The following is a 16,806-nucleotide window of genomic DNA, read 5'->3' on the forward strand; positions in this document are numbered from 1 at the left end:
TGCCCCTCACCCTAACCCTCTCCCCGTAAAAACGGGGAGAGGGGACGTGCCCTACGAGAGGCTGGCGGGGAACCGAGAGGCCGCGGCATATCCCCTTCGCCCCGCGAGCGGGGAGAAGGTGGCGGCAGCTGGATGAGGGGCTTTTCAGCGGCCGACAACAAGATCGTTGGCCGATCGCAGCACGGTGCCGACGACAATGTCGTCTGCCGCGATCGCCTTTGCCGTCTTGACCGCAAAGACATGGCTCTCGCCCGGCAGCAACGTCACCAGCATCGAATCGACAACGGCATCCGGATCCAGCCGATCGGCCATCAGGCAGAGATCCTTGAGGAAATTTTGCGCTGTGACCTTGACCCCGTACCCGCCCTCGATGCTGGTGACATCGACCGTCAGCCGCGGTGCTGGTAAGGCAAGCTCGATATCCTCGACGAAATAATGGAAGGCCCGCCTGTCGAGCATCTGCACGACGATGAGCTCGTCCTTCGGTAAGTCGGGAGTGACGATATCCTCGGGCAGCGCAAATTCCTTTGCTTCGAAACGGTCGCAGAGCAAGCGCCAGAATTCGAATTGGGCAAGCACCGTGCCGTCAAGCTTCAGGCGTTTGCCGCTGATCTTCGCCCGCCAGAACAGGGTGCGTTCATTGACGGCCACCGCCGCAAGCCCGCCGCCGCGCGGTTGGATCGTCAGCAGGCGCGGATCATAGGCTGCCTTCAGCGCGTACCAGAGCGGCTTGCGGCGCCCGGCCGAATCGAGGGCGGCCCATGAGGTCACCGGCCAGCAATCGTTGAACTGCCAGACCACCGCACCCTTGCAGATATTCCGATGCGAGCGCATGTGTTCGACGCCGAAACGGATGGCGCGCGCCTGGTTGAGCTGGGTGACGAAATGCCAGTCGTCCATCGTCTTGGGCTCCGGCAGATGGCCGGACAGGCCGCCGATCAGCTTGTCGTTGCCTTGGGTTGCCTTCTGATGGTGGAAGACGCCGTTCGATTGCGGTGTCAGCGGCGCGTCATGGACGCTTTCTTCGATCGTTGCCCAGGCGGCCGGCGCCTGCCAGCCGAATTCGGAGCAGAAGCGGGGGATATAATTGCGGTAGACCTCGTAGCCGACGTCGTTCCACACGTCCCAGATATGTTTGCAGCCATGTCCGTCGGCATTCGGTTCGATCTCCATCGAGCCGGAATAGGGACTGCCGGGATAATAGGGCCGGTCCGGATCAAGTTCGGCTGAGAGTTTCGGCAGCAGGTCGAGATAGTAGCCGAGCCCCCAGCTTTCGCCGGCCTTGATGATCGGCCGCCAGCCCCATTCGTCGAAACCCCAGATGTTCTCGTTATTGCCGTTCCAGAGGACGAGCGAAGCATGCGGCATCAGCCGCACGACATTGTCGCGCACCTCCGCCTCGACCTCGCTTCTGAGCGGCTCTTCCTCCGGATAGGCGGCGCAGGCAAAGAGGAAATCCTGCCAGACCAGCATGCCGGCGCGGTCGCAGGCCTCATAGAACTCGTCGGCCTCGAAGATGCCGCCGCCCCAGACGCGCAGCATGTGGATATTGGCGGCCTTTGCCTCCTCGATCCGCGCGGCATAACGCTCGGCCGTCACCCGCGGGGGAAAACAATCGTCCGGTATCCAGTTCGCCCCGCAGATGAAGAGCGGCACGTCGTTGATGACGAAGGTAAAGGCCGAGCCGTGCGCGTCGGCCGAGGTATCAAGCCGCAGGGAGCGGAAACCCAGCTCCCTTTCAAAGCCATCGAGCACATCGTCGCTGATATCGTCGATCAGCCTGAGCGTCAGCGGATAGAGCGGCTGCGCGCCGAGATGGTGCGGCCACCAGAGCTGCGGCGAGGGCACGGCAAGCTCGAAGGCCACCGCGTCTTCGTCGTCGGCGATCGCCACCGTCTTGGTCACGCCGCCGATTTCGGCGATGAGCTTGCATGGCGCCTTATCGCCATGCCGCGTCAGCCGGGCATGCACCTTCACCAGCCCGTCGCCGCCGGCAAGTGTTGCCGACACCCGTGTTTCGGCAAGCCGCGCCCGATCCCAGCTTTCCAGCCGGACCGGCTTCCAGACGCCTGCTGTCACCAGCGTCGGCCCCCAGTCCCAGCCGAAATTGCAGGCCATCTTGCGCATCAGATTGCCCGGTCCCGGATAGTTGTTGGGACGGTAGCCGTATTGTTTTTCCATCTCCGCGCCGTAGGCGTAGGCGGAGCGAAAGGTGACAGAAAGTTCGTTGGCGCCGGCCTTCAGCAGTGCCGAAACATCGAAACGATAGGTGCGGTGCATGTTGAAGGTACGGCCGATCTCTTCACCGTTGAGGGATATCACCGCGACCGTATCGAGCCCGTCGAAGACCAGTTCCTGCACCCTGCCATCACCAGGCATCGCCTCGAAGCTGCAGCGATAGGTCCAGTCAGTCTTGCCGATCCAGTCGTTGGTGATCTCGTTGACGTCGATATAGGGATCGGGGATCAGCCGGTTGGCGAGAAGGTCGAGATGCACGCAGCCCGGCACCGTCGCGGGGATTGCGGCCGGCAGGCCGAGCCTTACTGTATCGTTACAGGCGAGCGTCCAGCCGGAATTGAGCGCAGTCTTTTCGATCATGGCGGGCTCCTGATGCATGCCGCTTGAAGCTGTGGGATTATCTATGGATTGGAACGTACCGGTGGTTCGGCATGAGATGCCTCACAGAAACCGGCCGTGGCGCTGCAGCACCTCGATCTTGTAGCCATCGGGATCGCTGATGAAGAAGAACAGGCCGAAGAGCTTGCCGTCGCGGTTGAGCTCCACCAGTTCACCGGGCTTGAGCCCGAGCTTCGACAGCCGCTCGCGCTCGACCGTCACCTCTTCGACCGAGACGGCGAGATGGCCGTAGGCATTGCCGAGGTCATAGGGCGCGGTTCGGCCCTTGTTGACGGTCAATTCCAGCTCGAAGCCGGTCTCGGCATTGCTCATATAGATCAGCGTGAAGGTTTCGAAATCGACGCGGTCGGCGACCGAAAGGCCGAATGCCCTCTCGTAAAATTCAACGGAGCGCGCCTCATCGAGAACGCGGATCATGGAGTGGATCATCTTCGCCAAGTCTGCCTCCCATTCTCATCAATTACGGCAGTCTTGGTACTCGTCCTTTTACGCCGCGCGCAAGCCGATTCTTCGCGTAATCGCCGCTTCGACCAGACCCATGGCGTCATAGATCAGCACCGCCATCAGGCCGACGATCAGGCCGCCCTGCAGGATGAAGGCGGTATTGTCGGAGATCAGCCCGGCGATGATGACCTCGCCGAGACCCTTGGCCGCAACCGTCGAGCCGATCGTCGCCGTGCCGATATTGATGACGGTCGCGACCTTCAGCCCTTCGAGGATCAGCGGCAGGGCAAGCGGCAGCTCGACGCGAAACAGCCGCTGCGTGCCGTTCATGCCCATGCCGTCGGCAGCATCGAGAACCTGCGGCGAAACCTGCTTCAGCCCGGCGACGGTGTTTTCGAAGATCGGCAGCAGGCCGTAGAGAAAGAGGGCGATCAGCGTCGGCATGGCGCCGAAGCCGGTCGCGGGAACCGCGAGCGCCAGCACTGCGACCGGCGGGAAAGTCTGCCCCGCATTGGCGATGGCGCGCGACAGCGGCAGAAAGTCAGCGCCGCTTTCCCGCGTCACGAAGATGCCGCCGATAACGGCAAGCACGGCGCTGCAGACGATCGAGCCGATCACCAGCTGCAGATGCCCGGCGGCCAGTGAAGCAAGGCTGTTCTGTGTATAGACGGCAGGCGCATTATTGCTGGTCAGCGGCACCAGCATGAAGGAAAGCCACTCCGTCCTGAACAGCAGGATGAGCAGCAAAGCCAGCGCCGCCAGGCGGAAGAGATTGGCGACGACGAGCTTCATGCCTTGCGGCCCAGTTCGAGCAGCCGCGTCATCGAGATCGAGCCAACCGGCGCCTTTTGCGCATCCTGCACCGCCGCCTCGTCGACCCCCTGCCAGATCATCTCGGCCAGCGCATCACGCAGGCTGAGCGATTGCGGCAGGGCATAGGCAAGACCGTTCTTGGCCGGCTCCATGCTTTCCTTCAGCGGCAGCAGCGACATCAGCTTCAGCGCCCGGTCGGAGGTGCCGGTCAATTGCTGCACGAAGGGATCGGCGGGTTCGGTGAGGATCTTTTCCGGCGTCGAGCATTGCAGCAATCTGCCCTCGCTCATTACCGCGATCTGGTTGCCGAGATGGAAGGCCTCATCCATGTCGTGGGTAACGAGAATAACCGTCGTGCCGAACTGCTTCTGGATCGCCAGCAGATCGTCCTGCGCCTTGCCGCGGATGACCGGATCGAGCGCGCCGAAGGGCTCGTCCATCAACAGCAGCTCCGGTTCGGCCGCCAGCGCCCGGGCGACGCCGACGCGCTGCTGCTGGCCGCCGGAGAGCTGATGCGGATATTTATCGGCAAATGTTGCCGGATCGAGGTTGAAAAGCCCGAGCAGTTCCTCGACGCGTTTGGCGATGCGGGTGGAATCCCAATCGAGAAGCTGCGGCACGGTGGCGATATTCTGCGCCACGGTCCGGTGTGGAAACAGGCCGTGCCCCTGGATGGCATAGCCGATCTTGCGGCGAAGCTCGGTCACCTCAACGTCCATCACATTCTGTCCGCCGACTGAGATTTCGCCTTCGGTGATCGGCACCAGCCGGTTGATCATCCGCATCAGCGTCGATTTGCCGGAGCCCGACGTCCCGACGATGACGGTGATCTCGCCCTTCTCGACGCTCATCGAGACGTTGTCGACGACGGTGGCCGTGCCGTAGCGCTTGGTGACGTTCCTGATCTCGATCATGGTCATGCGGCAGATCCCCGGATGCTTTCGATGACCGCATCGAGGATGACGGCCGATGAGAAGGCGAAGAAGACGGTCGGCACGGCGCCGAGCAGGACGAGGTCCATGGCCGTCTGGCCGAGCCCCTGGAAGATGAAGATGCCGAAGCCGCCGCCGCCGATCAGCGCGGCGATCGTCACCATGCCGATCGCCTGCACCAGCACGATACGGATGCCGGTGAGGATGACGGGAAAGGCGAGCGGCATGTCGATGCCGGCCAGGATCTGCAAGCGTGTCAGCCCCATGCCGGCCGCAGCGTCCCGCACCGAGGGGTCGACGCCCTGCAGGCCGACGACGGTATTGGCGACGATTGGCAGCAGCGAATAGAGCACCAGCGCAATCAAGGCAGGCGCCGTGCCGATGCCGCGAATGCCGATCGCGGCGGCGAGCGGCACATGGGTGGCGAGATAGCCGAGCGGCAGCATCAGCAGGCCGAAGAGCGCCAGACTTGGGATCGTCTGGATGAGGCTGAGGCCCTGCAGCACGATGGCGCGCAGCTTCGGCACCCAGAAGCAGAGGATACCGAGCGGCAGGCCGAGAACAATGGCGATCGCAAGCGAGCCGAACGCCAAGAGCAGATGCGAGGTCGCCTCCGTCTCGAACTGCGGAGCCCGCGTCGAGAATTCCTTCATGATCGAAAGGCTGTCGAGCAGGCCGGAGGAGAGCGAGATGAAGAGCAGCGCCGTATAGGCGGCCAGGGCTGCGATCCGCATCCAGGGCGCCAACCGGATCTTCACCAGCGCATCGGATATGACGAGGCCGATCACCGCAAACAGCGCCCAGAAGCCGCCGCCGGGCGTCATGCGCGCCACCGTGCTGCCGGGGGGCGTTGCCGCCGTCGAGACGAAGCCGATCGCGACGATTAGCGCCGCAAGACAGAGTGTCGCGATGACAAGCCGCGCGATCGCATTAGTGAGGAACAGCGTGGCGAAGCCGGTGAGAAGGAGAAGCGCGGTCAGGATGATGACGGAAGGCTGGGGAAGAAGCTGCATCAGCAGCATCGGCTTGCCGGCGGCGATGCGGTTCGCCTTCACGTAGATGAAGGGCATCAGTGCAGTCGCCGCGATGCCGCCGGCCACCAGAACCACGCCGAGCCGGTCCAGCCTGCGGACCGCTAAGGTTTCTGCCATGAATCCCAATCCTGTCTGGCCAACCCTGTCAGGAAAGCCAATCCTGTCAGGAAAGAAAGCTCCGCCCTTAATCGGGCGGAGCGGGCAATGACTACTTCAGGAAGCCTTTTTCCTTGAGATAGGCTTCGGCGACGGACTTTGCCGGCTCGCCGTCGACCTGGATCTTGGCGTTGAGCTTGCGCAATTCGTCGGCAGTCAGGCTCTTGAAGATCGGCGAGAGCACTTCCTCGATCTTCGGATTGGCCTTCAGCACCTCTTCGCGGATGATCGGCGTCGGGGCATAGACCTGCTGCACGTTCTTGTCGTCCTCGAGAACGGTAAGTTCGGCCGCTTCGATGGCGCCGTCGGTGCCGTAGACCATGGCGGTGTTGACGCCGTTCGTCTGGTCGGCGGCCGCCTTGATCGTTGCAGCCGTGTCGCCGCCGGAAAGAACGACCATCTGGTCGGGCTTCAACTGGAAGCCGTAGGTCGTCTGGAAGGCGGGAAGCGCGCCGGCCGAATTGACGAATTCGGCGGAGGCGGCAAGCTTGGCGGCACCGCCGCCGGCAACCCATTTGCCGAAGTCGGTGAGGCTCTTCAGCTTGTTCGGGCCGGCGACGTCGCTGCGCACGGCGAGCGCCCAGGTGTTATTAGCAGGCGACGGCGTCAGCCAGACGATCTTGTTGGCGTCGTAATCGAGCTTCTTCGCCAGCTCATATCCCTGGTCGATGTTTTTCCAGGCGGCGTCATCGGCCTTGTTGAAGAAGAAGCCGGCATTGCCGGTATATTCGGGATAGATGTCGATTTCGCCGGCGGTGATCGCCTTGCGCACGACGGGCGTCGCGCCAAGCGCGATGCGGTCCTGCGTCTTGATGCCGTTCGCTTCGAGAGCGAGCGCGATGACGTTGCCGAGCAGCGTGCCTTCCGTGTCGATCTTCGACGAGACGACGATGTCGGCGGCATGGGCCGCACCCGCTGCGAAGGCGGAGAGCGAAACGGCAAGTGCGAGTTTCTTCAGCATGGAAAGTCCCCTTTTTCAAAAACCGTTGACCTACAGCGCCGCATGTCTTTCAGACGTGCAAGGACGTTGTAGCACTTTGAATTGCTGCATAATTTTATCTTAAATCGATACCGATTTAAGGAATTATGCAGTGGCCCAAGCCCCGGGCGGGAGGCCTGCGCATAGGAAATCCGCCGGCGAAGGCGGTGAGGCCGCCATCATGCCGGAATTGCGTGCGTGATGGAAATAGCGTGCATGCCCGAAAAATCGATGCAAGCCCCCTCCAGTATTTGCGGTCGCGGCACGATTATGGCGGCGAATGCATCTCCGCGCGCGGAAAGGCATTCCCTTTTCCAAGGCCGTCGCGATTTGTTTTTGTCCCCTTGCGTGTTTCCACGATATTCCCAGGCTCTGTTGCGGATTCCCGCCGCCCGGATTTTTCTATGATCGAACGATAGCCCGGCTCTCCGGAGGCAGGGATATCTTTTTTCATGAACACATCATATCGTCCGGTTTTTCCAGCACTTTCCGGAGGTGGCCGTTTGCATCTTGGTGCCCTGTTCATCGCAAGCCATGTCCTGACCTCCGGTTCGGTCCGCGAGACCGCGCGGCGCTTCCAGCTGTCGCCCTCCACCGTCTCGACGGCCATCCATAATCTTGAGACCGAACTGGCGATGAAGCTGACGGAACGCGCCTCCGGCGAGCTGGCGACGCTGATTGCGAGCGGCAGGGTGCTGGAAGGCCTGGAGCCGATCATGGCTGCGATCGGTGAGCTCGGCCAATGGGCCGGTCACGACGGCGCCGGCGCCGAGATCGACGAGGCCTGGACATCCCGCATTCCCGTCAAGATCGTCACGATGGAGCGTTTTCTCGAAGTTGCCGATCAGGGCAGCATCAACCGGGCCGCCCGCCGTCTTCGCCTCGGTCAGCCGCAGCTTTCGCTTCAGCTTGCCAATCTTGAGAAATTTCTGAGGCACCGCCTGTTCGAGCGGCAGGCGCAGGGATCGGTGCTGACGGAGGAGGGCAGGCGCGCCTACCAGATCTTCATGGCGATCAGCCAGGCGTGGAACGATCTCAAATCGTCGGCCGACGAGCGTTATCGGCGCACCGCCCGGTCGCTGCGCATCGGCTCGATCATTCCGACCGGTTCGGAAAGCTGGGTGGCACGCTGCCTGGGGTCGTTGGTCTCCGAATGGAATGCGCGCCGCAACAACAATGCGATCTCGCTGGTGTCGATGACCGCCGACGATCTGCGCGAGGCGCTGAAGAACGGCCGCATCGATGTCGCAATCCTGGATTCGGTCTTCGGCCTCGAAAGCTTCCGGCATCGCGAATTGCTGCAGACCGATATGGTGGTGATCGCGCCGCCGGATAGTACCGAGACCAGTGTCGCCGATCTCGTCGCCGGCCACGCGATCTGCATGCCGAGCCCGCGCACCGGCCTCGGCCATGCGGCCATGGCCTTCAGCTATGAGCGCGCGCCCAACCGGCGCCGGCGCGGCCAGGATATCACCGCGGCAGATTCGCTGCCCGTCATCGTCGATCTCGTCGCCAATCACGGTTACGTCTCTTTCCTCGGCCGGGTCAGCGCCATGCCGATCGCCGACAAGGTGCGCATCGTCGATCTCGACGAGCATCTGCCGATGTCCTATCACGTCGCCTTCAACCATCGCAAAGCCGCCGCCGATGCCTGCACTGTCATCATCGAGGCGGCGGCGAGAATTACCTCGGAATCCGTCGCACGAGCCATAAGGCCGGCGGATGCCGGAGCCAGGGAGACTGCAGCGTGACGATCTTGCTTGAGGTATGCGTGGACAGCGCCGAGGGCCTCGCCGCCGCGATCGAAGGTGGGGCCGGGCGCATCGAGCTCTGCTCGGCGCTGGAACTCGGCGGCCTGACGCCGCTGCCGAGCCTGATGCGGATCGCCGCCCGGGCGCCCGTTCCGGTCTATGCGATGATCCGCCCTCATGCGGGGCCTTTCATCTTCGACGGGGTCGACGAGGAAGCGATGATGATCGATATCGATGCCGTGCGCGCTGCTGGCCTTGCCGGTGTCGTCATCGGCGCCAACCGGCAGGATGGTACGCTCGACATGCCGTTGATCCACCGGTTGAAGGCGCATGCCGCGGGCCTCGGCTCGACGCTGCATCGCGCTTTCGATCTGGTGCCGGATGCCGATCGGGCGCTGGAGCAGGCGGTCGAGCTCGGTTGCGAACGCATCTTGACCTCCGGCTGCGCGCTGAAGGCGGCCGACGGTATCGACACGCTGAAGCGCATTTCGGCAAAGGCCGCCGGCCGGATCGCCATCATGCCGGGCAGCGGCATCCGCCCGGCAAATGTCGGCGAGATCCTGCAGGCGACCGGCGCCCGTGAGGTCCACGGCTCCTGCAGTTCGCCCGTCGAAAGCGCCGATCCGCGCGCCATTGCTTTTGGTTTCGAGGCGAAAAGCACGAACAAGACGGACGTCGCCGTCGTCAGGCAGATGCGTAGGGCGATCGAGGCGGCGGGTTAGCCCGACTGCGGGAGAAGGGATACGCCGTAACATCTCGATTCCCTCTTCTCCCCAGCGGGGAGAAGGTGCCCGTAGGGCGGATGAGGGGGCCGGCGAAGCCGGTCTTTTCAACAACGCCTATGCGGACTTCGAGCGTGCCGGCATCGGACGACCGTGTTCAGGCGCTTGCCATCGGCTTGGCGGAATGGGTTTTACGTGAAGAACGTGCCGTGTGGCCCCCTTGCATGTTCAAACTGCATTCATTGTTTGATGATGGGTGCGACCCCTGGGGGATGGCCATCCCCCAGGGGTCGGACGGGCGGGACCGTAACCCCCTTGGCTTGAACCGGGGATGAGCCTGGTCCGCCCGTCCTTCGCGTTTGTCCTGAACAGATAGTGGGGAGCAGGTCCCGTATGCAAGGCAAGGTATCGTCCGAACGCACCGCGATGGCGACAGTTTATGTCGGTATCGATGTCTGTAAAGAGTGGCTGGACATTCATTTGCATCCTCTCGGCCGCAGTTTTCGGGTGACCAATGACACGGCCGGTCTGCGCCGCCTCAAGCGGGAGCTCGATGCGCTTGACCAGATGCCGCCCTCGGCGCTGCACATCGTCATGGAAGCGACCGGCAAGTGGCATCGCGCCGTTCAGCGTTCTCGGCATGCCGATGGCTTTTACGTGTCGGTCGTCGATCCGTTGCGCGCCCGGCTGTTTGCCAAAGCTTGCGGCTTTCTCGCCAAGACCGATCGGCTCGATGCGCGGCTTTTGGCCATCATGGGAGAAGCCCTCAAGCCCGCACAGACCCCACCGCAGGACCAAGCGCTGGAAGCCCTGCAGGAACTGGTCAATGCGCGATCTGCGGCCAACGGCGAACGCACCGCCCTGTCCAACCGGATGAAGACGGCCGTGACCGCCTTCCTGCGCAAGGAACTGACGCGCCGGCTTGCCGCGCTCGATACCCATATCGCAAGACTGGATGCCGAGATCGAGCGCAGCATCGGCGCCGAGCCCGAGATGCGCCGCCGCCTCGACATCCTCATCTCCATTCCCGGCATCGGTGCCGTCACCGCCGCAAGCCTGATCGCTGGCCTTTGCGAACTTGGCGCCTGCTCCGGCAAGCAGGCGGCCATGCTGGCTGGCCTTGCGCCGCTCGCCTGCGAAAGTGGCGAGCGGGCCGGACATCGCGCCATCAGGGGCGGACGCCCCGCACCCAGGAACGCCATCTACATGGCTGCCCTGTCCGCCTCCCGTCACAACCCCGACCTCGCGCACTTCGCCGAAAGACTGAAGAAGGCCGGGAAACCCAACAAGGTCGTCCTCGTCGCCGTCATGCGAAAGCTCATCGTGCTCGCAAATACCCTCATCACTAAAAACCGTATCTGGACACCAAATCCACCTTGACACCAAACACAGATGCTCATCCGACCCTTCGGGCCACCTTCTCCCCGCTGGGGAGAAGAGGGGATGCCGCGACCTCTCCGTTCCCCTCGTACCCCTCACGGGGCATGTCCCCTCTCCCCGTTTTTACGGGGGGTCCAAAGGACGGGTCGGGACGAGTGGCGCGAACCAGACACCCGGTTCTTGAACAGAGCCCAAGCGACCCATCACTCGCGGTCGTGCACGACGCCCATGATCTCACCCCTGCGCGATACGCTGACGAGGAGATCGTCCCCGTCTCGCCATGCCCTGATCAGATATCGTTCACCCACGTCCTTCACATCTCTGACGCGATAACCACGCCGTTCGAGGAGGCGAACCGCATCGTCCGGCCCGAAATTGTCCCGACCCGAGCGCCATCCGCTTCGCTGGTCGTGGTGGCGGTTCCATCGCTGCAGAAAATCCGTTTCCGTCTGGTTATCGTCAGGATCGGCATAGAACTGCGATCCCTGGCCTTCCTGGATGACCACCTGCGCGCGGGCCGGCATCACAAGCGGCATTGTCAGCGCAGCTGCCATTGCCAAGGAAGCAATTCGCATTTTCATCGCCCGACCCTTTCCATCACTCAATTGATGAACATCTGCCGAGTATCCGGCGGGCCCCACTTATGGACACTTCCGTTTTCGTCTGTGTGCTTTTTGATTGAGAAATGTTGCGCGAAATCGCGGGCGCCGGTTCGAGTCGGAACCGCGTTGTTGGCGGGCGCCCCGTCAGAACGTCTCGTGGAAAGACCACAGCGCCGCGCGCCTTTTCAGACGCGCAAAGGACGCTGTAACACTTTGAATTATGCGGTACGGGGCAACGGCTCCCGGCGGGATTTGCCGGAAGCGTTCAAGGCAATCGCGATACGACCTCGTACCTCGGGATTGCCCTAAGCACCGATGCGGATCACCGCCTTGATCAGGCCGTTCTTCTCATGCGCCCAGCGCGCGAGATCGCGCGGTGCATCGGCAAGCGTCGTGCGGTGGGTGATGAGTTTGTCCACCGGCACCAGCCCTTTGGCGATCGAATCCGCGACATGCTCGAAATCGACGCGGGTGGCGTTGCGGCTGCCGATCACCATCATCTCGCGCTTGTGGAATTCCGGATCGGAGAAGCGGATATCGTCCTTGACGACGCTGACCAGCACCAGTGCGCCGCCATGGGCAACGAAGGAGAAGGCCTTCTCCATCGAAGGGCCGTAACCCGTCGCATCGAAGACCACGTCGAAACCGTCGCCGTTGGTCTTGTCACGACCGGCGTCAGCCGTTTGCTCGTTGGCAATGATGCCGGAGGTGAAGCCGAAACGCTCGGATGCCATCTGCAGCCGCTCGGCGCTGGTATCGAGCAGTGTTACCTCATGGCCTGCGATGCGCGAGAAGATCGCTGCTCCAAGCCCGATCGGCCCGGCGCCGATGACGAGCGCCCGCGCTCCGGCACCGGTCATCGAGCGGCGGACCGCATGCGCGCCGATCGCCAGGAACTCGGTCGTCGCCGCCGCCTCGAGGCTTAAGCCCTTGGCGACATAGAGGTTGTCGGCCGGAACCGAAATCTCCTCGCAGAAGGCGCCGTCGGTATGGACGCCGAGCACCTTGATGTTGGTGCAGCAATTCGGCTTGCCCTGACGGCAGGCGATACATTGCCCGCAGGAGAGATAGGGATTGACGATAACAGGCGTGCCGACCGCGATAGTCACACCATCGCCGGCTTCCAGCACCGTTGCCGAGATCTCGTGCCCCATCACCCTGGGATATTCGAGGAAGGGATGCTTGCCCTCGAAGATGTGGTAGTCGGTGCCGCAGATGCCGACATGGCTGACGGCAAGCCGCACCCAGCCGGCGGCGGGAGCCGCTGGCGAAGGACGCTCGACGATATCGAGCACGCCGGGCTCCCGGCAAAGAACTGCTTTCATGACGGGTCTCACATTCTTCGAAAGGAGGAAGCCGGTTTGTCTGGCCGGCTCGCGCCGATGTGGCGCCGTATCGAAAACATCTGCCCCTCACCCTAGCCCTCTCCCCGTAAAAAACGGGGAGAGGGGACGTGCCAATCGGGATGCTGGCGAGGGACGGAGAGGTTTGCGGCATATCCCCTTCTCCCCGTCAAAACGGGGAGAAGGTGGCGGCAGCCGGATGAGGGGCCGGCGGCGATCACTTGCTTGCCTCTCAATTGCTCCGGCGGCGGCGCAGCTGGTCGAAGAACACGATCACGATGATCAGCAGACCGGTAATGATGCGCTGCCAGAAGGAGTTGACGTTCAGAAGGTTCGCGCCGTTGTTGATGGTGGCGAGAATGAAGGCGCCGATCAGCGGGCCGTGCACCGAGCCGACCGCGCCGAACAGGCTGGTGCCGCCGATGACGGAGGAGGCGATCGCCTGAAGTTCCCAGCCGTCGGCCTGCGTCGCATTGCCGATGGCGATGCGCGAGGCAAGCAGCACGCCGACGAAGGCGGCGAAGGAGGCGGACAGGATATAGGCGAGGTAGATCATGCCCTTGACGTTGACGCCGGAAAGGCGCGCCGCCTCGGCGTTCGAACCGACCGCGAAGAGATAGCGGCCCCAACGGCTCAGATGCAGGAAGATGAAGGAGGGGACCGCCACCAGGATGACCATCCAGAACAGGCTCGGAATACTGAGCAGATCGGCGCGGGCGAAATTGCTGAAACCCTCATTGGTGATGTTGATCGTCGAACCGTTGGTAATCAGCAGGCCGATGCCGCGCAGCGATGTCAGGGTTGCCAGCGTGATGATGAACGGCGGCAGGCCCATATGGACGATGCCGAAGCCATGGAAGGCGCCGATCGCCACACCCATGAGCAGCGTCAGCGCGATCGCCCCCCAGACCGGCACGCCCGCCTGCAGCAGCCAGGCGATGATCACGGTGCAAAAGCCGACGATGGCGCCGACCGAAAGGTCGATGCCGGCGGTGATGATGACGAAGGTCTGGCCTAGCGCCAGGATCGCCGTCATCGCACCTTGACGCAGCAGGTTGGAGATATTGAGCGGCGTCCAGAAGCTCGGGGTAACGACGCCGAGCACGATCCAGAGGAAGATCAGCAGGCCGATCAGCGTCAGGCCGAACAGGATGTTCATTTTCCGGCGCGGCGGCGGCGCGATTATTTCGGTGGGGGTGGCAGTCATGAATTTTCTCCCTCTTATTCTTTTGGCTCAGACGCCGATCGCTTCGCTGAGCACTTCTTCATGCGTCGCCGCGTGATAATCATGGCTCGCGACGATTTTGCCGGCGCGGAAGACGTGCAGCCGGTCGGCCAGTTCGTAGACCTCGGGCAGATAGGAGGAGATCAGGATGATGCCGGCGCCGTCCTTCAGAAGCTTGGCGAACAGCCGGTAGATTTCCGCCTTGGTGCCGACGTCGACGCCGACTGTCGGCTCGTCGAAGATGAAAAGCCGGGCGCCATGGCTCAGCCACTTGCCGATAACGATCTTCTGCTGGTTGCCGCCCGACATGCTGGAGGCCGGAACGCGCCGGCTCGGCGTCTTGATGCTGAGATTGCGGATCTGCTGGTCGGCATTGGCCGATTCGCGCGTGTGATTGATCACCGGCCCGTGGCTCAGCCGCCCGAACACCGGCAGGTTGATGTTGAGGCCGATCGGCAGGTTGAGGCAAAGCCCCTGGTCGCGCCGGCTTTCCGGCGCCAGCGCAATGCCGAGCTCCATCGCCGTGCGTTCGTTGCGGATGTTGACAGGCTTGCCCATCCATTCGACATCGCCGGATGTCGTCGGCTGGCGGCCGTAGAGCCCGAGCGCGAATTCGCTGCGCCCGGCGCCGATCAGGCCGTAGAGGCCGACGATCTGTCCCGCCTTGATGCTGAGCGACACATCTTCGAAGCCCGGGCCGGAGAGGCCGTTGACCGTGAGGATCGTCTCGCCGATCGCAATCTTTTCCTTGTGGTAGATCTGTTCGATCGAGCGGTTGATCATCAGCGAGATCAGTTCGGCATCGTTGGTCTCGCCGATCAGGCGCGTGCCGACATGCGTGCCGTCGCGCAGCACGGAGACACGGTCGGCAAGCTCGAAGACTTCCTCCATGCGGTGGCTGATATAGACGATGGTGACGCCTTCGCCCTGCAGCCGGCGGATCAGCTTGAAGAGCTGCGCCGATTCCTGGCGGGTGAGATAGGCAGTCGGTTCGTCGAAGATCAGGAATTGCGTGCCGCGCATCGCTGCGCGCGCCGTGGCCACCAGCTGCTGCTGGCCGATGGTCAGCGAGCTCAACAGCGCACCGGCCGGCAGGCCGAAGCCGAGATCGTCGAGCACGGCCTGCGCCATCTTCTCCATCTGCTTCTTGCGCATCAGGCCGAAGCGGTTGACTTCATCGCCGAGGAAGAGATTGGCGGCGACCGTCAGGTGCCGGCAGAGCACGACTTCCTGGTGCACGGCGTTGATGCCGCGGGCGATCGCCTCGTTCGGCGTCGCCAGCCCCACCGGCTGGCCGCACCACAGCACTTCGCCGGCGGTGCGGGTGATGACGCCGGTCAGCAATTTGATGAGGGTGGATTTGCCGGCGCCGTTTTCACCGACGATGGCGTGGATTTCGCCGGCGAGAAAGGTCAGCGTCGCTGGCTTCAGCGCCTGCACATGACCGTAATTCTTCTGCAGGCCCTTGAGTTCGAGGATAGGCGATCCGGCGGGAATTCGATTGGCTTCTTTCAGCGTCGCACTGTCATCATGGCGATGACTGACCTCTTCCAGTCCGATCATGGGACCTCTCCTCCTTGTGTCGCGTCTGCTCTCCATCCCCCGCAAAACATAGCACGGATGGAAAAAGCCGCGCCGGTTTTTGAAGCCGGCGCGGCTTGTCTGTCGTTATTACTTGATCTTCGGGTTCAGCAGCGCGTCGATCTTCGGGTCGGCCATATTAGCCTTGGTGACGAGGTTTGCACCGGTGTCGACATTCTCTTCGACCTTCTCGCCCTTGGAGACGGCAAGCGCGGTCTTCACGCCGTCATAACCCATGCGGTAGGGGTCCTGAACGACGAGGCCGGCAATCGCACCATCCTTGAGGAAGCCGACCGTCTTGTCGTCGCTGTCAAAGCCGATGACCTTGATCTTCTCGCCGAGCTTGTTTTCGGCAATCGCCTGGCCAACGCCCTGCGCCATGATCAGGTTCGAGGCGAAGATGCCGACGAGGTTCGGGTTTGCCGTGATCAGGTCGGTCATCATGTTGAGGCCGGTCGTTGCCTGGCCGTCGCCGTACTTGTCGGCAATGACCTTCAGGCCCGGATACTTGGTCTTCACCTGATCCAGGAAGCCTTCGCGGCGCTGTTCCAGCGAGCCGACGCCCGGAAGGTTGGTGAGGATGACGACTTCGCCCTCTTCCTTGCCGGTGGCGCCCTTGATGGCGGCAGCCAGACCGTCAGCGGCAATGCGGCCGCCCTGAACGTTGTCGGTCGTCAGGAACGACTTGAACGCCTTGGAGTCGGCGCCTGAGTCGATGCCGATGATCGGAACCGACTTGGCCGCTTCATCGATCGGCTTGCCGAGCGCCTTGAATTCGGTCGGCGAAATGACGACAGCGGCCGGCTTGCCGGCAACGGCGTTCTCAAGAATGCTGATCTGGCCGTTGACGTCGGATTCGGCCTGAGCGCCGAGTTCCGGCACATTGACGCCGAGATCCTTGCCGGCCTTGCGGGCGCCGGCCAGAACGATCTGCCAGTAGAAGGACGTCGTGTCCTTGACGATGATCGGGATCGTCACGTCGGCTGCAAACGACGGCGCCGGCATCGCCGTGGCGATGACTGCGGCACCCGCAAGCGCGGTAAAGGCGCGGCGGGACAGAAGGGATTTCACGAAACTCATAAGGGTTCTCCTCTCAGGGTGCGTTCTCCTCCGAATAAATCGACCGCTGAACGCAGGCGGACGATTTTTATCGATAAAAAACATTTGCCAGGTGAAGCTAGCCGAGGCGCAATCAAATTGCAAGAGC

At 62.7% G+C, this 16,806-nt stretch carries 15 protein-coding genes; 3 read left to right on the plus strand and 12 right to left on the minus strand.

The window, feature by feature from the left end; all coding sequences use genetic code 11:
* Positions 1 to 144: 144 nt before the first annotated feature.
* The 7 genes from J3P73_RS02890 to J3P73_RS02920 all read right to left on the minus strand — a co-directional run bounded on the left by J3P73_RS02890 (position 145) and on the right by J3P73_RS02920 (position 7,449).
* On the minus strand, positions 145 to 2,598 hold the full coding sequence (locus J3P73_RS02890) for a glycoside hydrolase family 2 protein (RefSeq protein ID WP_130680936.1): 2,454 nt from the start codon (positions 2,596 to 2,598) through the stop codon (positions 145 to 147).
* Between the two features lie 81 nt (positions 2,599 to 2,679).
* Complete coding sequence (locus tag J3P73_RS02895; protein ID WP_018072363.1) at positions 2,680 to 3,075, minus strand: VOC family protein; 396 nt, start codon at positions 3,073 to 3,075, stop codon at positions 2,680 to 2,682.
* Positions 3,076 to 3,123: 48 nt separating this feature from the next.
* A complete protein-coding gene (locus J3P73_RS02900) occupies positions 3,124 to 3,873 on the minus strand; it encodes an ABC transporter permease (protein WP_027689542.1) in 750 nt (249 codons plus the stop codon).
* The gene (locus J3P73_RS02905) at positions 3,870 to 4,814 is read right to left on the minus strand and encodes an ABC transporter ATP-binding protein (protein ID WP_130680937.1); all 945 of its coding nucleotides are present in this window, start codon (positions 4,812 to 4,814) and stop codon (positions 3,870 to 3,872) included. Before J3P73_RS02905 ends, J3P73_RS02900 begins: the two co-directional genes overlap by 4 nt.
* Complete coding sequence (locus J3P73_RS02910) at positions 4,811 to 5,977, minus strand: ABC transporter permease (RefSeq protein WP_207579746.1); 1,167 nt, start codon at positions 5,975 to 5,977, stop codon at positions 4,811 to 4,813. Before J3P73_RS02910 ends, J3P73_RS02905 begins: the two co-directional genes overlap by 4 nt.
* 91 nt (positions 5,978 to 6,068) lie before the next feature.
* Positions 6,069 to 6,977 (minus strand): glycine betaine ABC transporter substrate-binding protein OsmF, encoded by a 909-nt coding sequence (gene osmF / locus J3P73_RS02915; protein ID WP_018072367.1) that lies wholly within the window; start codon positions 6,975 to 6,977, stop codon positions 6,069 to 6,071.
* Between the two features lie 286 nt (positions 6,978 to 7,263).
* Positions 7,264 to 7,449: an acetyltransferase gene (locus J3P73_RS02920; protein WP_174827182.1), complete on the minus strand. Its 186-nt coding sequence runs from the start codon at positions 7,447 to 7,449 to the stop codon at positions 7,264 to 7,266.
* A 49-nt stretch (positions 7,450 to 7,498) separates the two neighbouring features.
* Between J3P73_RS02920 and J3P73_RS02925 the strand changes: the two genes are divergently transcribed.
* The 3 genes from J3P73_RS02925 to J3P73_RS02935 all read left to right on the plus strand — a co-directional run bounded on the left by J3P73_RS02925 (position 7,499) and on the right by J3P73_RS02935 (position 10,848).
* Positions 7,499 to 8,746, plus strand: a complete 1,248-nt coding sequence (locus tag J3P73_RS02925) for a LysR family transcriptional regulator (protein WP_130688618.1) — start codon at positions 7,499 to 7,501, stop codon at positions 8,744 to 8,746.
* The gene (locus tag J3P73_RS02930) at positions 8,743 to 9,468 is read left to right on the plus strand and encodes a copper homeostasis protein CutC (RefSeq protein ID WP_207579747.1); all 726 of its coding nucleotides are present in this window, start codon (positions 8,743 to 8,745) and stop codon (positions 9,466 to 9,468) included. The genes J3P73_RS02925 and J3P73_RS02930 overlap by 4 nt, the downstream gene beginning before the upstream one ends.
* A gap of 393 nt (positions 9,469 to 9,861) precedes the next feature.
* On the plus strand, positions 9,862 to 10,848 hold the full coding sequence (locus J3P73_RS02935; protein ID WP_207579748.1) for an IS110 family RNA-guided transposase: 987 nt from the start codon (positions 9,862 to 9,864) through the stop codon (positions 10,846 to 10,848).
* Positions 10,849 to 11,051: 203 nt separating this feature from the next.
* Here the strand turns inward: J3P73_RS02935 and J3P73_RS02940 are convergent, their stop codons facing one another.
* The 5 genes from J3P73_RS02940 to J3P73_RS02960 form a co-directional block, all read right to left on the minus strand.
* A complete protein-coding gene (locus tag J3P73_RS02940; protein WP_130687540.1) occupies positions 11,052 to 11,429 on the minus strand; it encodes a hypothetical protein in 378 nt (125 codons plus the stop codon).
* Positions 11,430 to 11,755: 326 nt separating this feature from the next.
* The gene (locus tag J3P73_RS02945; protein ID WP_130690710.1) at positions 11,756 to 12,775 is read right to left on the minus strand and encodes a zinc-binding alcohol dehydrogenase family protein; all 1,020 of its coding nucleotides are present in this window, start codon (positions 12,773 to 12,775) and stop codon (positions 11,756 to 11,758) included.
* A gap of 250 nt (positions 12,776 to 13,025) precedes the next feature.
* Complete coding sequence (locus J3P73_RS02950; RefSeq protein WP_018072373.1) at positions 13,026 to 14,000, minus strand: ABC transporter permease; 975 nt, start codon at positions 13,998 to 14,000, stop codon at positions 13,026 to 13,028.
* A gap of 27 nt (positions 14,001 to 14,027) precedes the next feature.
* Positions 14,028 to 15,581 carry a sugar ABC transporter ATP-binding protein gene (locus J3P73_RS02955; protein ID WP_130690712.1) on the minus strand — a complete coding sequence of 518 codons (1,554 nt, stop codon included), beginning with the start codon at positions 15,579 to 15,581 and terminating at the stop codon, positions 14,028 to 14,030.
* 108 nt (positions 15,582 to 15,689) lie between these two features.
* Positions 15,690 to 16,679 (minus strand): ABC transporter substrate-binding protein, encoded by a 990-nt coding sequence (locus J3P73_RS02960; RefSeq protein ID WP_018072375.1) that lies wholly within the window; start codon positions 16,677 to 16,679, stop codon positions 15,690 to 15,692.
* Between the last annotated feature and the right edge of the window lie 127 nt (positions 16,680 to 16,806).

The organism is Rhizobium ruizarguesonis, from assembly GCF_017357285.1.
Classification (GTDB): Bacteria; Pseudomonadota; Alphaproteobacteria; order Rhizobiales; family Rhizobiaceae; genus Rhizobium; species Rhizobium ruizarguesonis.